Annotated in this window: 15 protein-coding genes and 1 tRNA gene; 13 read left to right on the top strand and 3 right to left on the bottom strand. The window is 67.6% G+C overall.

Features of this window, described 5'->3' with window-relative positions:
* Positions 1–24: 24 nt before the first annotated feature.
* Positions 25–1,902 carry an alkyl/aryl-sulfatase gene (locus BTO20_RS02660; protein ID WP_087073135.1) on the top strand — a complete coding sequence of 626 codons (1,878 nt, stop codon included), beginning with the start codon at positions 25–27 and terminating at the stop codon, positions 1,900–1,902.
* Here BTO20_RS02660 and BTO20_RS02665 read toward each other — a convergent pair.
* Complete coding sequence (locus BTO20_RS02665) at positions 1,899–2,654, bottom strand: SDR family NAD(P)-dependent oxidoreductase (RefSeq protein WP_087073137.1); 756 nt, start codon at positions 2,652–2,654, stop codon at positions 1,899–1,901. The genes BTO20_RS02660 and BTO20_RS02665 overlap by 4 nt on opposite strands.
* Positions 2,655–2,673: 19 nt before the next feature.
* Between BTO20_RS02665 and BTO20_RS02670 the strand changes: the two genes are divergently transcribed.
* Together BTO20_RS02670 and BTO20_RS02675 are read left to right on the top strand one after the other, a co-directional pair.
* Positions 2,674–3,327, top strand: coding sequence for a histidine phosphatase family protein (locus BTO20_RS02670; RefSeq protein ID WP_087081527.1), 654 nt, complete (start codon positions 2,674–2,676; stop codon positions 3,325–3,327).
* A complete protein-coding gene (locus tag BTO20_RS02675; RefSeq protein WP_087073139.1) occupies positions 3,324–4,346 on the top strand; it encodes a phosphotransferase family protein in 1,023 nt (340 codons plus the stop codon). The genes BTO20_RS02670 and BTO20_RS02675 overlap by 4 nt, the downstream gene beginning before the upstream one ends.
* Before the next feature lie 3 nt (positions 4,347–4,349).
* Here the strand turns inward: BTO20_RS02675 and BTO20_RS02680 are convergent, their stop codons facing one another.
* On the bottom strand, positions 4,350–4,757 hold the full coding sequence (locus BTO20_RS02680; RefSeq protein ID WP_087073141.1) for a LapA family protein: 408 nt from the start codon (positions 4,755–4,757) through the stop codon (positions 4,350–4,352).
* Positions 4,758–4,895: 138 nt separating this feature from the next.
* Here BTO20_RS02680 and BTO20_RS02685 point away from each other — a divergent pair, with 138 nt between their 5' ends.
* From BTO20_RS02685 to BTO20_RS02705, 5 genes are read left to right on the top strand one after another with little or no spacing between them, the layout of a single operon-like run.
* Positions 4,896–5,837 carry an ABC transporter substrate-binding protein gene (locus tag BTO20_RS02685; RefSeq protein ID WP_198344234.1) on the top strand — a complete coding sequence of 314 codons (942 nt, stop codon included), beginning with the start codon at positions 4,896–4,898 and terminating at the stop codon, positions 5,835–5,837.
* Positions 5,838–5,865: 28 nt separating this feature from the next.
* The gene (locus tag BTO20_RS02690; RefSeq protein ID WP_087073146.1) at positions 5,866–6,975 is read left to right on the top strand and encodes an ABC transporter ATP-binding protein; all 1,110 of its coding nucleotides are present in this window, start codon (positions 5,866–5,868) and stop codon (positions 6,973–6,975) included.
* Positions 6,976–6,979: 4 nt separating this feature from the next.
* Positions 6,980–7,642: an ABC transporter permease gene (locus BTO20_RS02695; RefSeq protein ID WP_087073149.1), complete on the top strand. Its 663-nt coding sequence runs from the start codon at positions 6,980–6,982 to the stop codon at positions 7,640–7,642.
* Entirely contained in the window at positions 7,639–8,442 is an 804-nt protein-coding gene (locus BTO20_RS02700) for an ABC transporter permease (protein ID WP_087073151.1), read from the top strand. The genes BTO20_RS02695 and BTO20_RS02700 overlap by 4 nt, the downstream gene beginning before the upstream one ends.
* Complete coding sequence (locus tag BTO20_RS02705) at positions 8,439–9,047, top strand: putative glycolipid-binding domain-containing protein (RefSeq protein WP_087073153.1); 609 nt, start codon at positions 8,439–8,441, stop codon at positions 9,045–9,047. The genes BTO20_RS02700 and BTO20_RS02705 overlap by 4 nt, the downstream gene beginning before the upstream one ends.
* Here BTO20_RS02705 and BTO20_RS02710 read toward each other — a convergent pair.
* Complete coding sequence (locus tag BTO20_RS02710; RefSeq protein ID WP_087073156.1) at positions 9,010–9,969, bottom strand: prephenate dehydrogenase; 960 nt, start codon at positions 9,967–9,969, stop codon at positions 9,010–9,012. The two genes, BTO20_RS02705 and BTO20_RS02710, sit on opposite strands and share 38 nt — an antisense overlap.
* Positions 9,970–10,052: 83 nt before the next feature.
* On the opposite strand from BTO20_RS02710, the gene BTO20_RS02715 reads away from it, so the two are divergent.
* The 5 genes from BTO20_RS02715 to BTO20_RS02735 all read left to right on the top strand — a co-directional run bounded on the left by BTO20_RS02715 (position 10,053) and on the right by BTO20_RS02735 (position 13,856).
* Positions 10,053–10,559 carry a tRNA adenosine deaminase-associated protein gene (locus BTO20_RS02715; RefSeq protein WP_064944884.1) on the top strand — a complete coding sequence of 169 codons (507 nt, stop codon included), beginning with the start codon at positions 10,053–10,055 and terminating at the stop codon, positions 10,557–10,559.
* A complete protein-coding gene (locus BTO20_RS02720; protein ID WP_087073158.1) occupies positions 10,556–11,011 on the top strand; it encodes a nucleoside deaminase in 456 nt (151 codons plus the stop codon). The genes BTO20_RS02715 and BTO20_RS02720 overlap by 4 nt, the downstream gene beginning before the upstream one ends.
* A 110-nt stretch (positions 11,012–11,121) precedes the next feature.
* Positions 11,122–11,212, top strand: a tRNA-Ser gene (locus BTO20_RS02725).
* Positions 11,213–11,330: 118 nt separating this feature from the next.
* Positions 11,331–12,686: a flavin monoamine oxidase family protein gene (locus BTO20_RS02730; RefSeq protein ID WP_087081529.1), complete on the top strand. Its 1,356-nt coding sequence runs from the start codon at positions 11,331–11,333 to the stop codon at positions 12,684–12,686.
* Between the two features lie 3 nt (positions 12,687–12,689).
* Entirely contained in the window at positions 12,690–13,856 is a 1,167-nt protein-coding gene (locus BTO20_RS02735; protein WP_087073160.1) for a Glu/Leu/Phe/Val dehydrogenase dimerization domain-containing protein, read from the top strand.
* The last annotated feature ends 9 nt before the right edge of the window (positions 13,857–13,865 follow it).

The raw sequence follows: 13,865 nt of genomic DNA on the forward strand, positions 1-13,865 counted from the left end.
GCCACGGATGGCAGGCTCGTCGACATGGAGCACAAGCCGCCCACCACCGTCATCACATCTGCTCACCAAGCCAGTTCCGGCACGTTGCCCTTCCCAGACACCCGCGATTTCGCCGACGCCGACTGGGGGTTCATCGGGGCGCTGGAACCCTGCGTCGTCAAGGCTTCCGACGGTCGGGTGGTGTGGGACAACGATTCCTACCGATTCCTCGACGCGGACGCACCCGACACCGTGCACCCGAGCCTGTGGCGGCAAAGCCAACTGTGCGCCAAACAGGGGCTCTACGAGGTGGTCGAGGGCATCTATCAGGTCCGCGGGCTCGACCTGTCGAACATCAGCTTCATCGAGAGCGACACCGGCATCATCGTCATCGATCCGCTCATCTCCACCGAGACCGCCGCGGCCGCGCTCGCGCTGTATCGGGCTCACCGGGGAAATCGTGCGGTCAGCGCTGTTATCTATACCCACAGCCACGTCGACCATTTCGGCGGCGTGCTCGGCGTGACCAATCAGGCCGACGTCGACGCGGGCAAGGTGGCGATCATCGCCCCCGAACACTTCACCGAGCACGCCGTGCAGGAGAACGTCTACGCCGGAACCGCGATGGCCCGCCGCGCGGCCTACATGTACGGCTTGGCGCTGGCCCGTGGACCGCAGGGGCAGGTCGGGTGTGGTCTGGGGCAGGCCGGATCGACCGGTGAGGTGGCCCTGATCGTGCCGACCGTCGACATCCGGGAAACCGGGGAAATCCACACCATCGACGGCATCGAGATCGAGTTCCAGATGGCGCCCGGCACCGAGGCGCCCGCCGAGATGCACTTTTACTTCCCGAAGTTCCGGGCGCTGTGCATGGCCGAGAACGCCACCCACAACCTGCACAACCTGTTGACGCTGCGCGGCGCGCTGGTCCGCGACCCGCACGGTTGGTCCGGCTATCTGACCGAGGCCATCGACACCTTCGCCGACCGCACCGACGTGGTGTTCGCGTCGCACCACTGGCCGACCTGGGGCCGCGACAACATCGTGGAATTCCTGTCCCTGCAGCGCGATCTCTACGCCTACCTGCACGACCAGACGCTGCGGTTGCTCAACCAGGGCTACACGGGCATCGAGATCGCCGAACAGTTCCAGATGCCGCCCGCGCTGGAGGCGGCGTGGAACACCCACGGCTACTACGGTTCGGTGAACCACAACGTCAAAGCGGTCTACCAGCGCTACATGGGCTGGTTCGACGGCAACCCGGGCCGGTTGTGGCCGCATCCGCCCGAGGCCATCGCGCCGCGCTACGTCGAAGCCATCGGCGGCATCGACCGGGTCGTCCACTTGGCGCAACAGGCCTTCGATGACGGTGATTACCGTTGGGCGGCAACACTTCTGGACCACGCCATGTTCACCGAGGAGAACCATGCCGGGGCCCGGGAGCTGTACGCGGACACCCTGGAGCAACTGGCCTACGGCGCGGAGAACGCGACCTGGCGCAACTTCTTCCTGTCCGGCGCCACCGAACTGCGTGACGGCAAATTCGGTACACCGACCCAGACCACGTCGCCCACGATGCTGGCGCAGCTGACACCCGAGCAGATGTTCGACACCTTCGCGATCAGCGTCAACGGCCCACGAGCCTGGGACCTCGACGTCGCCGTCGACATCACCTTCACCGACACGGGAGACAACTACCGGCTCACCCTGCGCAACGGAGTTCTGGTCTACCGCAAGGTGACTGCCGATCCGGCCACCGCTCAGGCCACCGTCACCCTGGCGAACAAGTTGCGGCTGTTGACCTTCGCGGCAGGCGACGCGGCATCGCCAGGCCTGGAGATCACCGGTGACGCCGACGCGCTGCCGTCGCTCGTCGCGGTGCTGGACCGGCCGGACCCGGACTTCGACATCATCACGCCCTAGGGCAGGCCGCCGTCGGCACGCAGGATCGATCCGGTGGTGAAGCTCGCCGCGTCCGACATCAAAAATACTGCGGCACCGACGATTTCGTCCGGACTGCCGGCGCGCTGCAGGGCCAGGTGCCCGAACGGCTCGCCGGTCATGTCCCACGCCTTGCTGACATCGGTGAGGAACGGGCCTGCCATCAAGGTGTTGACGCGAACCGTCGGCCCGTAGGCTTTCGCCAGCCCCTCGGTCAGGACGTTGAGCCCGGCCTTGGCCGCGGCATACGGGAGCATGTACTGGTCCGGACGCAACGATCCGGACGAGCTGACGTTGATGATCGAACCACCGCCATCGGCGACCATGCGCTCACCGATCAACGCCGACAACCGGAACGGGCCCTTGAGGTTGAGGTTGAACACCGCATCGAACAGCTTCTCCGTCACCGAGGACAGCGACGCGTACAGCGGTGACATGCCGGCGTTGTTGACCAGTACGTCGAGCTTGCCGAACCGTTCGTAGACCGCGTCGACGAGGCCGTCGAGCTCATCCCACCGGCCGACGTGGACCTGGTAGGGAAACACGCTGCGGCCCGTCTCGGCGGTGATCTCCTCTGCCGTCGCCACACAGGACTGCAGATTGCGGCTCGCGATCACCACGTCGGCTCCGCAGCGTGCCGCGCCGAACGCGATCTCGCGGCCCAGCCCGCGGCTGCCACCGGTGACGAGCACCACCCGATCGGTCAGGTCGAACAGTTCGTCGGCGTATCCCATGCGGCCATATGGTGTCACGGTGCAACTGCTTCTGGTCCGTCATGCGCTGCCTCTGCGTAGCGAGCCCGGTCAAGGTTCCGATCCGCACCTGTCGGAGGCCGGGGTCGAGCAGGCGAACCGGCTGCCCGCTGCGTTGGCTCGCTTCCCGATTTCCCGGTTGGTGAGCAGCCCGCAACTGCGGGCCGTGCAGACCGCCGAGCCGGTCGCCGCAGCGCTGGGGCTGACGATCGACGTCGACGATCGGCTCGCCGAGTACGACCGGGACCTGTCGCACTATGTGCCCATCGAGGAGATCGCCAAGGAGAACCCTGAGGAACTGGCCAGGCTGGCCAGCGGGCACCTGCCGAGCAGTGTCGACGAGGAGGCCTTTTCCGCGCGCATCGCGGCTGCCGTCGCAGATCTGGTGGCTGCAGGCGACCACGACCAGACCGTGGCGGTGTTCAGCCACGGCGGGGTGATCAACGTGCTGCTGCACCAGATCCTGGGTACCGAGCGGCTGCTGTCCTTTCACGTCGACTACGCCTCGGTGACCCGGCTGCTGTCGTCGCGCAACGGCAAATTGGCGGTCGCCTCGGTCAACGGCAGTGAGCATGTATGGGATCTGCTGCCGCGGAATAGTCCGATGAGCGCTCGCGCGAAGAGCAATGAGCACGGTGGTAAACAGATCCCGTGACATCTCTGGAAGGCCTCGATCTCGTTGCCCTGGATCGCCACCTGCGGGCCGAGGGCATTGCCCGCACCGGTGAGCTGCGCGCGGAACTGATCGCCGGCGGCCGGTCCAATCTCACCTTCCTCGTCGCCGATGACGCCTCGAAGTGGGTGCTGCGGCGGCCGCCGCTGCACGGGCTGACCCCGTCGGCGCACGACATGGCGCGCGAATACCGGGTGGTCGCCGCGTTGGCCGACACCGCGGTGCCGGTGGCCCGCGCGGTGACCATGAGCAACGACGATTCGGTGCTCGGCGCCCCGTTCCAGATGGTCGAGCACGTCGAGGGACTCGTCGTGCGCAGCGCTTCGGAGCTGGCCGCGCTGGGCGACGAGGCAGTGGTCAGCGACAGTGTCGATGCCCTCATCCGGGTGCTGGCCGACCTGCACGCCGTGGATCCGGACGCGGTCGGGCTCGGCGACTTCGGTAAGCCCGCGGGATATCTGGAACGCCAGGTGCGGCGGTGGGGTTCGCAGTGGGATCTGGTCAGGTTGCCGGACGACCCGCGCGACGCCGACGTCAAACGGCTGCACCAGGCACTGTCCGAGTCCCTACCCGCGCAGAGCCGCAACTCGATCGTGCACGGGGACTACCGCATCGACAACACCATCCTGGCCGCCCAGGACCCGACGAAGGTTCTCGCGGTGCTGGATTGGGAACTCTCGACGCTGGGCGATCCGTTGTCCGACGCGGCGCTGATGTGCGTGTACCGCGACCCGATGTTCAACCTGATCCTGAGCATGGAAGCCGCGTGGAGCTCGCCTCAGATGCCGTCAGCCGACGAGCTGGCGAACCGTTATTCGGTGCAGTCCGGCCAGGATCTGGCGCACTGGGACTTTTACCTGGCGCTGGCCTATTTCAAGGCGGCGATCATCGCGGCAGGTATCGATTTCCGCCACCGCCAGGGTTCCGAAGCCGACGGCAGCTCGAGTGTCGGCGCGGCCGTGGCCCCGGCGATCGCGTCGGGGCTTGCCGCACTGCGCTGAGCGTCAGCTGCGCAACGCAGCCTTCAGATTCTTCTTCGCCGTTCGGCGCAGCTGGAAGATCCGGGCGGTGCCCGCCGCCACCGTCAGCAGGCCGCCGCCCACGGCGGCCCCGAGAATGGCCACTCCCTTGGGCAGCGACCACCGCCAACCGAGGAAGGCCAGATCGACCGGATCGGTGTTCTGCGCGATAAAAATCAGCAGGACGATAAGAATCAGGAAACCCACGATCAGCGCTGACCAGAGGGCACCGGCCCGGGTGAACTTGGGGGCCGCCGGTTGCTGCGATTTGGCCGCCGCAGGCGGTTGTGACTTGGGCACATCCGGTGCTGACTTGGCCGAGTCCGGCTTCGGGGCCGTGGACGCGGGCTTCGGTTCCGGCTGATCGGGCGATGCAGGCAGATCGCTGGTCATGTTTGTATCTTTGCCCGTATCGGCGGCAAAGCAAACAACCGGACGGTAAAGACCGGCAGCATGTCGGCCCTGCGGTTAGGGTCAGGAAAGCCGGCCGAGGTCATCGGATTCGGCTGCAGCCGTCGGAAGGACGTTCGCATGCAGCATCGAACCCTGGCAGTGCTCGCCGTTCTGCTCACCCTGATGGTGCCGGTGTTCACGGCCTGCGGCAGCGCGAATCCGCTGGGCGGCGGACAGATATCCGGTGATCTGAAGTCGATCGTCGTCGGTTCGGCGGATTTCCCGGAATCCAAGATCATCGCCGAGATCTATGCCCAGGCACTGGAAGCCAACGGCTTTCAGGTCGGCAGGCAGTTCGGTATCGGCAGCCGGGAAACGTATGTACCTGCGGTACAGGACCACTCGATCGATCTGATCCCGGAATACACCGGCAACCTGCTGCAGTACTTCGACAAGAACACCACCGCCACCACCTCCGACGCGGTGTTGATCGGGCTGCTCAAGGCGCTGCCCGGGGATTTGTCGATCCTGTACCCGTCGCCCGCCGAGGACAAGGACACCCTGGCCGTCACCGGCGAGACCGCTGCCCGCTGGAACCTCAAGACGATCGCCGACCTGGCCACGCATTCGGCCGAGGTGAAAGTGGGTGCCCCGTCGGAGTTTCAGACGCGGCAGACCGGGCTGGTGGGGCTGAAGGAGAAATACGGATTGGACATCGCGCCCGCCAATTTCGTCGCGATCAGTGACGGCGGCGGTCCTGCCACCGTGCAGGCCCTGACCAACGGGTCCACCACGGCCGCCAATATCTTCAGCACCTCACCGGCCATCGGTGAGCACCATCTGGTGGTGCTCGAAGATCCGAAGAACACGTTCCTGGCCGCCAACGTCGTACCGCTGGTGGCCTCGCAGAAGATGTCCGATGAGCTCAAGACCGTGCTCGACGCGGTGTCGGCGAAGCTCACCACCGACGCACTCATCGCACTCAACACCGCCGTCGAGGGCAACAAGGGCGTGGACCCCGACGAAGCGGCGGGAAAGTGGATCAAGGACAACGGATTCGATCGGCCGGTGGGTCGATGAGCGCTTGCGCGAAGAGCAGAGGGCTTCGATGATCACGTTCACCAACGTCACCAAGAGGTATCCGGACGGCACCGTGGCCGTCGACGACCTCACGCTCGACGTTCCCGAGGGCACGCTGGCCGCGTTCGTCGGACCATCGGGCTGTGGAAAGACCACGTCGATGCGGATGATCAACCGGATGATCGAGCCGACGTCAGGCACTCTCACCGTCAACGGCGAGGATGTCACCAAGGTGGATCCGGTCAAACTGCGCCTCGGTATCGGCTACGTGATCCAGAGCGCGGGGTTGATGCCGCATCAGCGCGTCGTCGACAACGTGGCCACCGTGCCGGTGCTCAAGGGTGAAACCCGGCGCGCTGCACGCAAAGCCGCGCTCGGCGTGCTCGAGCGCGTGGGTCTGGATCCCAAGCTCGCCAACCGCTACCCGGCCCAGCTGTCGGGCGGTCAGCAGCAGCGGGTCGGGGTGGCCAGGGCGCTCGCGGCGGATCCGCCCATCCTGCTGATGGACGAGCCGTTCAGTGCCGTCGACCCCGTGGTACGCGAGGAGCTACAGACCGAAATCCTGCGGCTGCAAAGCGAATTGCGCAAGACCATCGTGTTCGTCACGCACGACATCGACGAGGCGGTCAAACTCGGCGACAAGGTCGCGGTGTTCGGCAGGGGCGGCGTGCTGCAGCAGTACGCCGATCCGGCGTTCGTATTGTCCAATCCCGCCAACGAATTGGTGTCGGGCTTCGTCGGCGCCGACCGCGGCTACCGCGGGCTGCAGTTCTTCAAGGCGACCGGGCTGCCACTGCACGATATCCGCCAAGTCGCCGAGGCCGATATCGACGCGTTGCAACTGGCTCCTGGCGAGTGGGCACTGGTGCTGCGGGCCGACGGCAAGCCGTACGCGTGGATCAACGCCGAGGGAGTCGAGGTGCACCGCAAGGGAAGCACGCTGTATGACAGCAGCGTCGGGGGCGGCTCGTTCTTCCGGCCCGACGGCAGCCTGCGGCTCGCGCTCGACGCGGCGCTGTCCTCGCCGTCGGGACTCGGGGTGGCGGTCGACGACGACGGCCGGCTGTTGGGCGGTATTCGGGCCGACGACGTGTTGGAGGCCCTGAAGAAACAGCGTCGCGTACCGAAGGTCGGGTAGCGGTGTGACGTACCTGTTGACCCATCTCGACAAGGCCTGGGCGCTCACCGTGATCCACCTGCGGCTGTCGCTGGTGCCGATCGTCCTCGGCCTGCTGATCGCCGTGCCGTTGGGCGCGCTGGTGCAGCGGACCACCACGGTACGACGGTTGACAACCGTCGTCGCCAGCATCATCTTCACCATTCCGTCGTTGGCACTGTTCGTGGTGCTGCCCTTGATCATCCCCACCCGCATCCTCGACGAAGCCAATGTCATTGTGGCGCTGACCCTTTACACCACCGCCCTGTTGGTGCGGGCGGTGCCCGAAGCGCTGGATGCCGTGCCGGCGGAGGTGCTGGACGCGGCCACCGCGGTCGGCTACCGGCCGTGGGTCAGGGTCGTCAAAGTCGAACTACCCCTGGCGATCCCGGTGCTCATCGCGAGTCTTCGGGTGGTCGCGGTCACCAACATCTCGATGGTTTCGGTGGGCTCGGTGATCGGGATCGGCGGGCTGGGCACCTGGTTCACCGAGGGATATCAGGCCAACAAGAGCAGCCAGATCGTGGCCGGGATCATCGCGATCTTCGTGCTGGCCGTCGTCATCGACACCCTGATCATGGTGCTGGGCAAGGCCATCACACCGTGGACGCGTCAATCCCGCACCCCCCGCGCCAAGGCGGCCGCATGAACTTCCTGCAACACGCACTGACCTTCATCTTCACCGCGGCAAACTGGAGCGGACCCGCGGGGCTCACCGCCCGCATCGTCGAACACCTGCAGTACACCGCCATCGCGGTGGTGTTCTCGGTGCTGATCGCGGTTCCGATCGGCCTGCTGATCGGGCACACCGGCCGCGGCACCTTCCTGGTCGTCACCGGGGTGAACGCGCTGCGCGCCCTGCCCACGCTCGGTGTGCTGCTGCTCGGTGTGCTGCTGTGGGGGCTGGGTCTGGTTCCGCCGACGGTGGCCCTGATGCTGCTGGGCATACCGCCGCTGCTGGCCGGGGCCTACTCGGGGATCGCCAATGTCGACCCGGCCGTGGTGGATGCCGCCCGGTCGATGGGGATGACCGAAAGCCGGGTGCTGCTGCGGGTCGAGGTGCCCAACGCGCTGCCGCTGATCCTGGGCGGGCTGCGCACCGCGACGCTTCAGGTGGTCGCGACGGCTACGGTCGCGGCCTACGCCAGTCTCGGTGGCCTGGGCCGGTATCTCATCGACGGGATCAAGGTGCGGCAGTTCCACATCGCCCTCGTGGGTGCGCTCATGGTGACGGCGCTGGCGTTGATCCTCGATGCGGCGCTGGCGTTTGCCGTGTGGTTGTCGGTGCCCGGTACCGGTCGGATGCGGCGTTGGGGCGGCGGCCCGGGGGAGATGCCCCAGCCGTTGCTCGGCGACGAGGTGGCGCTCGAATCGCGACCCACAGCAACGCGCGGGAGTTCGGGACTCGCCCACGAAGGCGGCAGTCCGTCGCATACGGTAGACGGGTGAGTGAAGCCGAACGCACTGACGAGCAGTCCGTCGAGCCGGCATCCGCGTGGCCGGCCGTTCTGACGTGGCGAGCGCACGACGTACCGCGCATGGAGTGGGTACGGGTGCAGCTGACGGGCAAACGCATCAAGGCCAACGGGCGAATAGTGGCCGCTGCCACCACGTCTCACCCCGCGTTCGCGGCGTCATACGATCTGGTGACCGACGAGACGGGTGCGACGAAACGGCTCTCCCTCACCGTCACCCTCGCGGAACGCGAGCGCCAGCTCTCCATCGCGCGCGACGAAGAGAACATGTGGCTGGTCCAGGATCACAACCAGACCAAGCGGTCGAGCTACGACGGCGCGCTCGACGTCGATGTGATCTTCAGCCCGTTCTTCAATGCGCTGCCGATCCGGCGCACCGGCCTGCACCTGACGAACGAGTCGGTGACGCTGCCGGTGGTCTACGTCCGGCTGCCCGAGCTCTCGGTGGAGGCGGCGAACATCACCTACACCGGCACACCGACGGGCATCGAACTGCTCTCGCCGGTGTCCGAGACCACCATCACCGTCGACTCGGACGGATTCATCCTCGACTACCCAGGACTGGCAGAGCGGATCTGATCACGCCGCCGGCGCGGCCCGCGGCGGCCAGCTCGTCGCGCCAGTTCTCCGCGCCGACGACGGTGGTGACGATCTCCGGGCGGCTGAAACTGTCGTAGCGCATCCGGGCGGCATGGCCACTCTCGACGAGGTCGGCCAGTGAGCCCGTGGCGGCCAGGCTGTCGCGGGCCTGCGTGAGCAGCTTGATGCCGTGCTCGAGGGCCGGCATCAGTTGTTCCGCGTTCGCCTCACACATGGCCCGCACCAGGTCCGGGGCCGTGGCTGCGACCCGGGTGCCGTCCCGGAACGAGCCTGCCGCCAGCGCGAAGGCCAGGGGCACCTCGCCGGCGTTCAGCGCCAGCGCCTCGGCGAACAGATGCGGCAGATGCGAGATGGCGGCGGCCGCCGCGTCGTGCTCCTCCGAGCAGGCCGGAACCACCACGGCGTGGCAGTCCAGCGCGAGCTTGGTGACCTGCGCCCACACCTCGGCGTCGACGTGGCTGTCGACGCTGACCACCCAGGGCGCACCGACGAACAGCGCCGGGTTACCCGCCGCCCATCCGGAGTGCGCGGTGCCTGCCATGGGATGCCCACCGACGAAGCGGTCCAACAGTCCGAACTTCTGAACCTGTTGCAGCACAGCGCCTTTGACGCTGATCACGTCGGTCAGCGGGCAGTTCGGTGCACTGTCGCGGACGTGGGCCAGCATGATCGGCAGCGCGGGCATGGGCACCGCGAGCACGATCAGGGCATTGCTCTCGGCGGCGCGGTGCAGGGTCGCGTCGAGATTCTCGCTGGCGTCGAATCCGTCGAACCGGGCCTCCCGGGCCACGTCGACCGAACGGTTGTAGCCGAACACCTCGCGGCCGGCGGCCGCAGCCGCCCGCATCAGCGAGCCGCCGATAAGTCCGAGTCCCACCACGCATACGGGTGTGTTTGTCACCTACCAAGATTGGCACACCCTCATGCAGAGGTGGACAGTGATGCCTGGTCAAAATCGCTGGTCGGCGACTACCGTAGGCGCACATGGGAGCACAGCGCGCGCCGGCGGACCTGCCAGACGGGTTCGGCGTGGCCGTCGTCCGTGAGGAGGGCAAATGGAGGTGTGCGCCGATGCGTTCGGCCTCACTGAACAGTTTGTCCGCCGCAGAGACCGAGTTGCGGGAACTGCGCAGCTCGGGGTGTGTTTTCGGGCTGCTGGACATCGACGACGAGTTCTTCGTCATCGTGCGTCCGGCGCCCGCGGGAACCCGGCTGCTGCTCTCGGATGCCACTGCGGCGCTGGACTACGACATCGCCGCTGAAGTGCTCGAGACGCTCGACGCCGACATCGACCCCGATGATCTCGACGACGCCGACCCCTTCGAAGAGGGCGACCTGGGCCTGCTCTCGGATGTCGGGCTGCCCGAGGCGGTGCTGGGCGTCATCCTCGACGAGACCGATCTGTACGCCGACGAGCAACTCGGCCGCATCGCCAGGGAGATGGGCTTCGCCGACGAGCTGTCGGCGGTGCTCGACCGACTCAATCGGTGACTTCGTCTGACGAACGCCTGATCCGTGCCGCGCTGGACGCCGCCGGGATGGCCGGTCCCCGCGACGTGCCGATCGGCGCGGTCGTCGTCGCGGCCGACGGCACCGAGCTGGCCCGCGCCGCGAACGTCCGCGAGGCCACCGGCGACCCGACGGGCCACGCCGAGATCGTCGCGATGCGGGCCGCCGCGCAGGTGCTCGGTGACGGCTGGCGGCTCGAAGGAGCCACCCTGGCCGTGACCGTCGAGCCCTGCACGATGTGCGCGGGAGCCCTGGTTCTGGCCCGGGTCGCGCGGGTGGTGTTCGGCGCGTGGGAACCCAAGACCGGGGCGGTGGGCTCGCTGTGGGACGTGGTGCGCGACCGGCGGCTCAACCACCGCCCCGAGGTGGTCGGCGGGGTGTTGGCCGACGAGTGCGCGGCGCTGCTGGAGGGTTTCTTCTCGGCTCAGCGGTAAACGCTTGCCGAGCGTGAACAGGATCGCGAATTTCCGGCCGATCTTCGCCATCTTCTTCACGCTCGCGAGCGGATTAGGGCCATCGGCCGGCGTTCGGTAAGCTGCCACACGGTGGCGTGTCCGAGCGGCCTAAGGAGCACGCCTCGAAAGCGTGTGACGGGTAACCCCCGTCCGAGGGTTCAAATCCCTCCGCCACCGCCATGAACCCCGCGCCTGCCGATGCAGGTGGCGGGGTTTTTGTCTGAAGCCGGCAAGTAGGCCGATACTATTGCGCTCCAACGCCATTCACGCGGTCCTGCGCGGGGATATGGTGCGCGGCATGGCCGAACAGACTGATGTCGTCATCGTCGGGGCCGGTGCCGCCGGACTGACCGCAGCCAAGACCCTCGTGGACGCCGGACACGACGTCGTGGTGTTGGAAGCGCGCGATCGGGTCGGTGGCCGGCTGCTGACCGAGCAGCGCGACGGCCGCTACGTCGAGATGGGCGGGCAGTGGCTGGCGCCCTACCAGGACGCGGCGCTCGCGATGGCGAAAGAGCTGGGCATCGAGGAGTTCGTCCGGCCCAGGGGCGGCGCCGACGTGTATGTCGGCACCGATGGGCGACGGAAGACGCACGCCCACGAGCAGTTACCGCTGGACGTCGAAGGTGTCGCCGCGGTGGATCGACTCTTCGAAGCCCTCGATCGGATCACCAAAGAGGTGGACCCGGATGATCCGTGGAAGCATCCGCAGGCCGCCGAGCTGGACGGCACCACGTTCGACGCGTGGCTGTGGGCGCAGAGCGGCCACCCGGAGGCGGTCGCCGCGGTGGGCAAGATCGTCGCCGCGTTCATGACCAAGGACACCGTGCAGTTCTCGGTGCTGGCGGCGGCGTGGCTGGCGGCTACCAGCGGCGGCGTTGGCCACCTCGCCGACGCCGACGAGGTGCTCAACAGCCGCCTGGTCGGCGGGCTGAGCCAGATTCCGCTGCGGCTCGCAGAACGGTTGGGCGACCGCGTGCGGCTCGACAGCGCGGTGCGCGCCGTGCGCTGGTCGGACGACGCGGTGGCGGTGGAAACGGAAGACGGCACCGTCGCGGCCCGCGCCGCGATCCTGGCGGTACCGCCGAACCTGTTGTCGGGCATACGGTTTGACCCGGCGTTGCCGTCCTGGCGGATGACCATGGACGAGAACTTCACCCAGGGCCTGGTGATCAAGGTGCAGGCGTTCTACCCGCGGCCGTTCTGGCGCGACGAGGGCTTGTCCGGCACCGGGTTCGGCCCTGAGCTCACCGTGCACGAGGTGTACGACAACACGCTGCCCGACGGCCGCGAAGGCGTGCTCATCGGCTTCATCGTCGCCTCGGCCGCCGACCGGGTCGCCCGCCTCGACGCCGAGGGCAGGCGGGCTGCCGTCCTGGAATCCTTCGCGGCCTACTTCGGCCCGCAGGCCCTCGACCCCATCGATTTCGCGGAAAGCAGCTGGCACGCCGACCCGTGGACCCGCGGCGCGTATTCGCCCACCTTCGGCCCCGGCGGGCTGGTGCGGTTCGGGCCGGACATGCGCCGGCCGATCGGCCCGCTGAGCTTCGCCAGCTCGGACATCGCCGGCATCGGGCTCATGCATGTCGACGGCGCCATCCGCTCCGGTCGGCGCGCCGCCGACGAGGTGCTCGCGCGGCTCGCGAAGGCATGAGCGATGGCTGACTCCTTCTTCGAGGTCACCTGGACCGATCCGGTCACACAGGCCAAGGGCTACCTGGTGATCGACCGGCTGGTCCGCGGCATCAGCAGCGGCGGCCTGCGGATGCGGGCCGGCTGCACGCTCTCCGAGGTCCGCGGCCTGGCGCAGGGCATGACCCTCAAAGAGGCCATGCACTACGAGGACGGCGCCCGCTACGTCCCGCTGGGCGGGGCCAAGGGCGGCATCGATTTCGACCCGTACAGCCCGGACGCCGAGCAGGTGCTGTTCCGGTATCTGGCCGCGATGAAGCCGCTGATCGCGCAGCGCTGGACCATGGGCGAGGATTTCGGGGTCCGCCAGGACGCGGTGGACCGCGGTATCGCGGCGATCGGGCTGACCAGCTCGATCGAGGCCGCCTACCAGGTGATCGACGACAAGGCGGCCGCCGACGCCCGGATGAAGACCGCGTTCGGCAGTGTGGTCGACGGGGTCAAGCTCGACGAGCTGGTGGGCGGCTACGGCGTCGCGCAGGCGGCGTTGGCGGCGATGGCGCGCCTGGGTCTGCTGCCAGCCGAAACCCGGGCTGTCGTACAGGGTTTCGGCTCGATGGGCGGAGCGACGGCCCGCTACCTGGCGCAGGCGGGGGTGCGGATTGTCGGCATCGTCGACGTACACGGTGTGGTGGCCAATCCGGCGGGCCTGGACGTCGAGCGCCTGCTGCTCACCCGCGACGCCACCGGCGGCATGGACCGCAGCCAGCTGCGTGACGGTGACATCCAGCTACCGGCCGAGCACTGGTTGAGCGTGTCCGCCCACGTGCTCGTGCCCGCCGCGATGTCCTATTGCATCGACGATTCCAACCAGGCCGAAGTGCAGGCGAAGCTCATCGTCGAGGCGGCCAACATGCCGGTGCTGCCCGACGCCGAAGCCAGCTTGGCGGCTCGCGGTGTCACCGTGTCGCCGGACTTCGTCGCCAATTCGGCCACCAACGCGTGGTGGTGGTGGGTGTTCTTCGGCGACATCGACGGCAGCGCCGAGCAGTCGTTCGCGAAGATCGCCGACCGGATGAAGACGTTGAGCGACAACATGTTCGACTATGCCGAGGCCAACGGTGTGACACCGCGCGAAGCCGCGCTCGCGGTGGCGGCGCAGCGGCTTGCCTTGATCGACGAGCGGTTCTGAGATCCTGTA

Origin of the sequence: Mycobacterium dioxanotrophicus, assembly GCF_002157835.1 — a bacterium.
Lineage (GTDB): Bacteria > Actinomycetota > Actinomycetes > Mycobacteriales > Mycobacteriaceae > Mycobacterium > Mycobacterium dioxanotrophicus.

Excerpts from the sequence above, each read along its gene's own strand:
- BTO20_RS02660 (WP_087073135.1), top strand. The coding sequence starts at position 25 with ATGGAGCACAAGCCGCCCACCACCGTCATCACATCTGCTCACCAAGCC.
- BTO20_RS02690 (WP_087073146.1), top strand. The coding sequence starts at position 5,866 with ATGATCACGTTCACCAACGTCACCAAGAGGTATCCGGACGGCACCGTG.
- BTO20_RS02680 (WP_087073141.1), bottom strand. The coding sequence starts at position 4,757 with ATGACCAGCGATCTGCCTGCATCGCCCGATCAGCCGGAACCGAAGCCC.
- BTO20_RS02735 (WP_087073160.1), top strand. The coding sequence starts at position 12,690 with ATGGCTGACTCCTTCTTCGAGGTCACCTGGACCGATCCGGTCACACAG.
- BTO20_RS02685 (WP_198344234.1), top strand. The coding sequence starts at position 4,896 with ATGCAGCATCGAACCCTGGCAGTGCTCGCCGTTCTGCTCACCCTGATG.
- BTO20_RS02715 (WP_064944884.1), top strand. The coding sequence starts at position 10,053 with ATGGGAGCACAGCGCGCGCCGGCGGACCTGCCAGACGGGTTCGGCGTG.
- BTO20_RS02665 (WP_087073137.1), bottom strand. The coding sequence starts at position 2,654 with ATGGGATACGCCGACGAACTGTTCGACCTGACCGATCGGGTGGTGCTC.
- BTO20_RS02730 (WP_087081529.1), top strand. The coding sequence starts at position 11,331 with ATGGCCGAACAGACTGATGTCGTCATCGTCGGGGCCGGTGCCGCCGGA.
- BTO20_RS02700 (WP_087073151.1), top strand. The coding sequence starts at position 7,639 with ATGAACTTCCTGCAACACGCACTGACCTTCATCTTCACCGCGGCAAAC.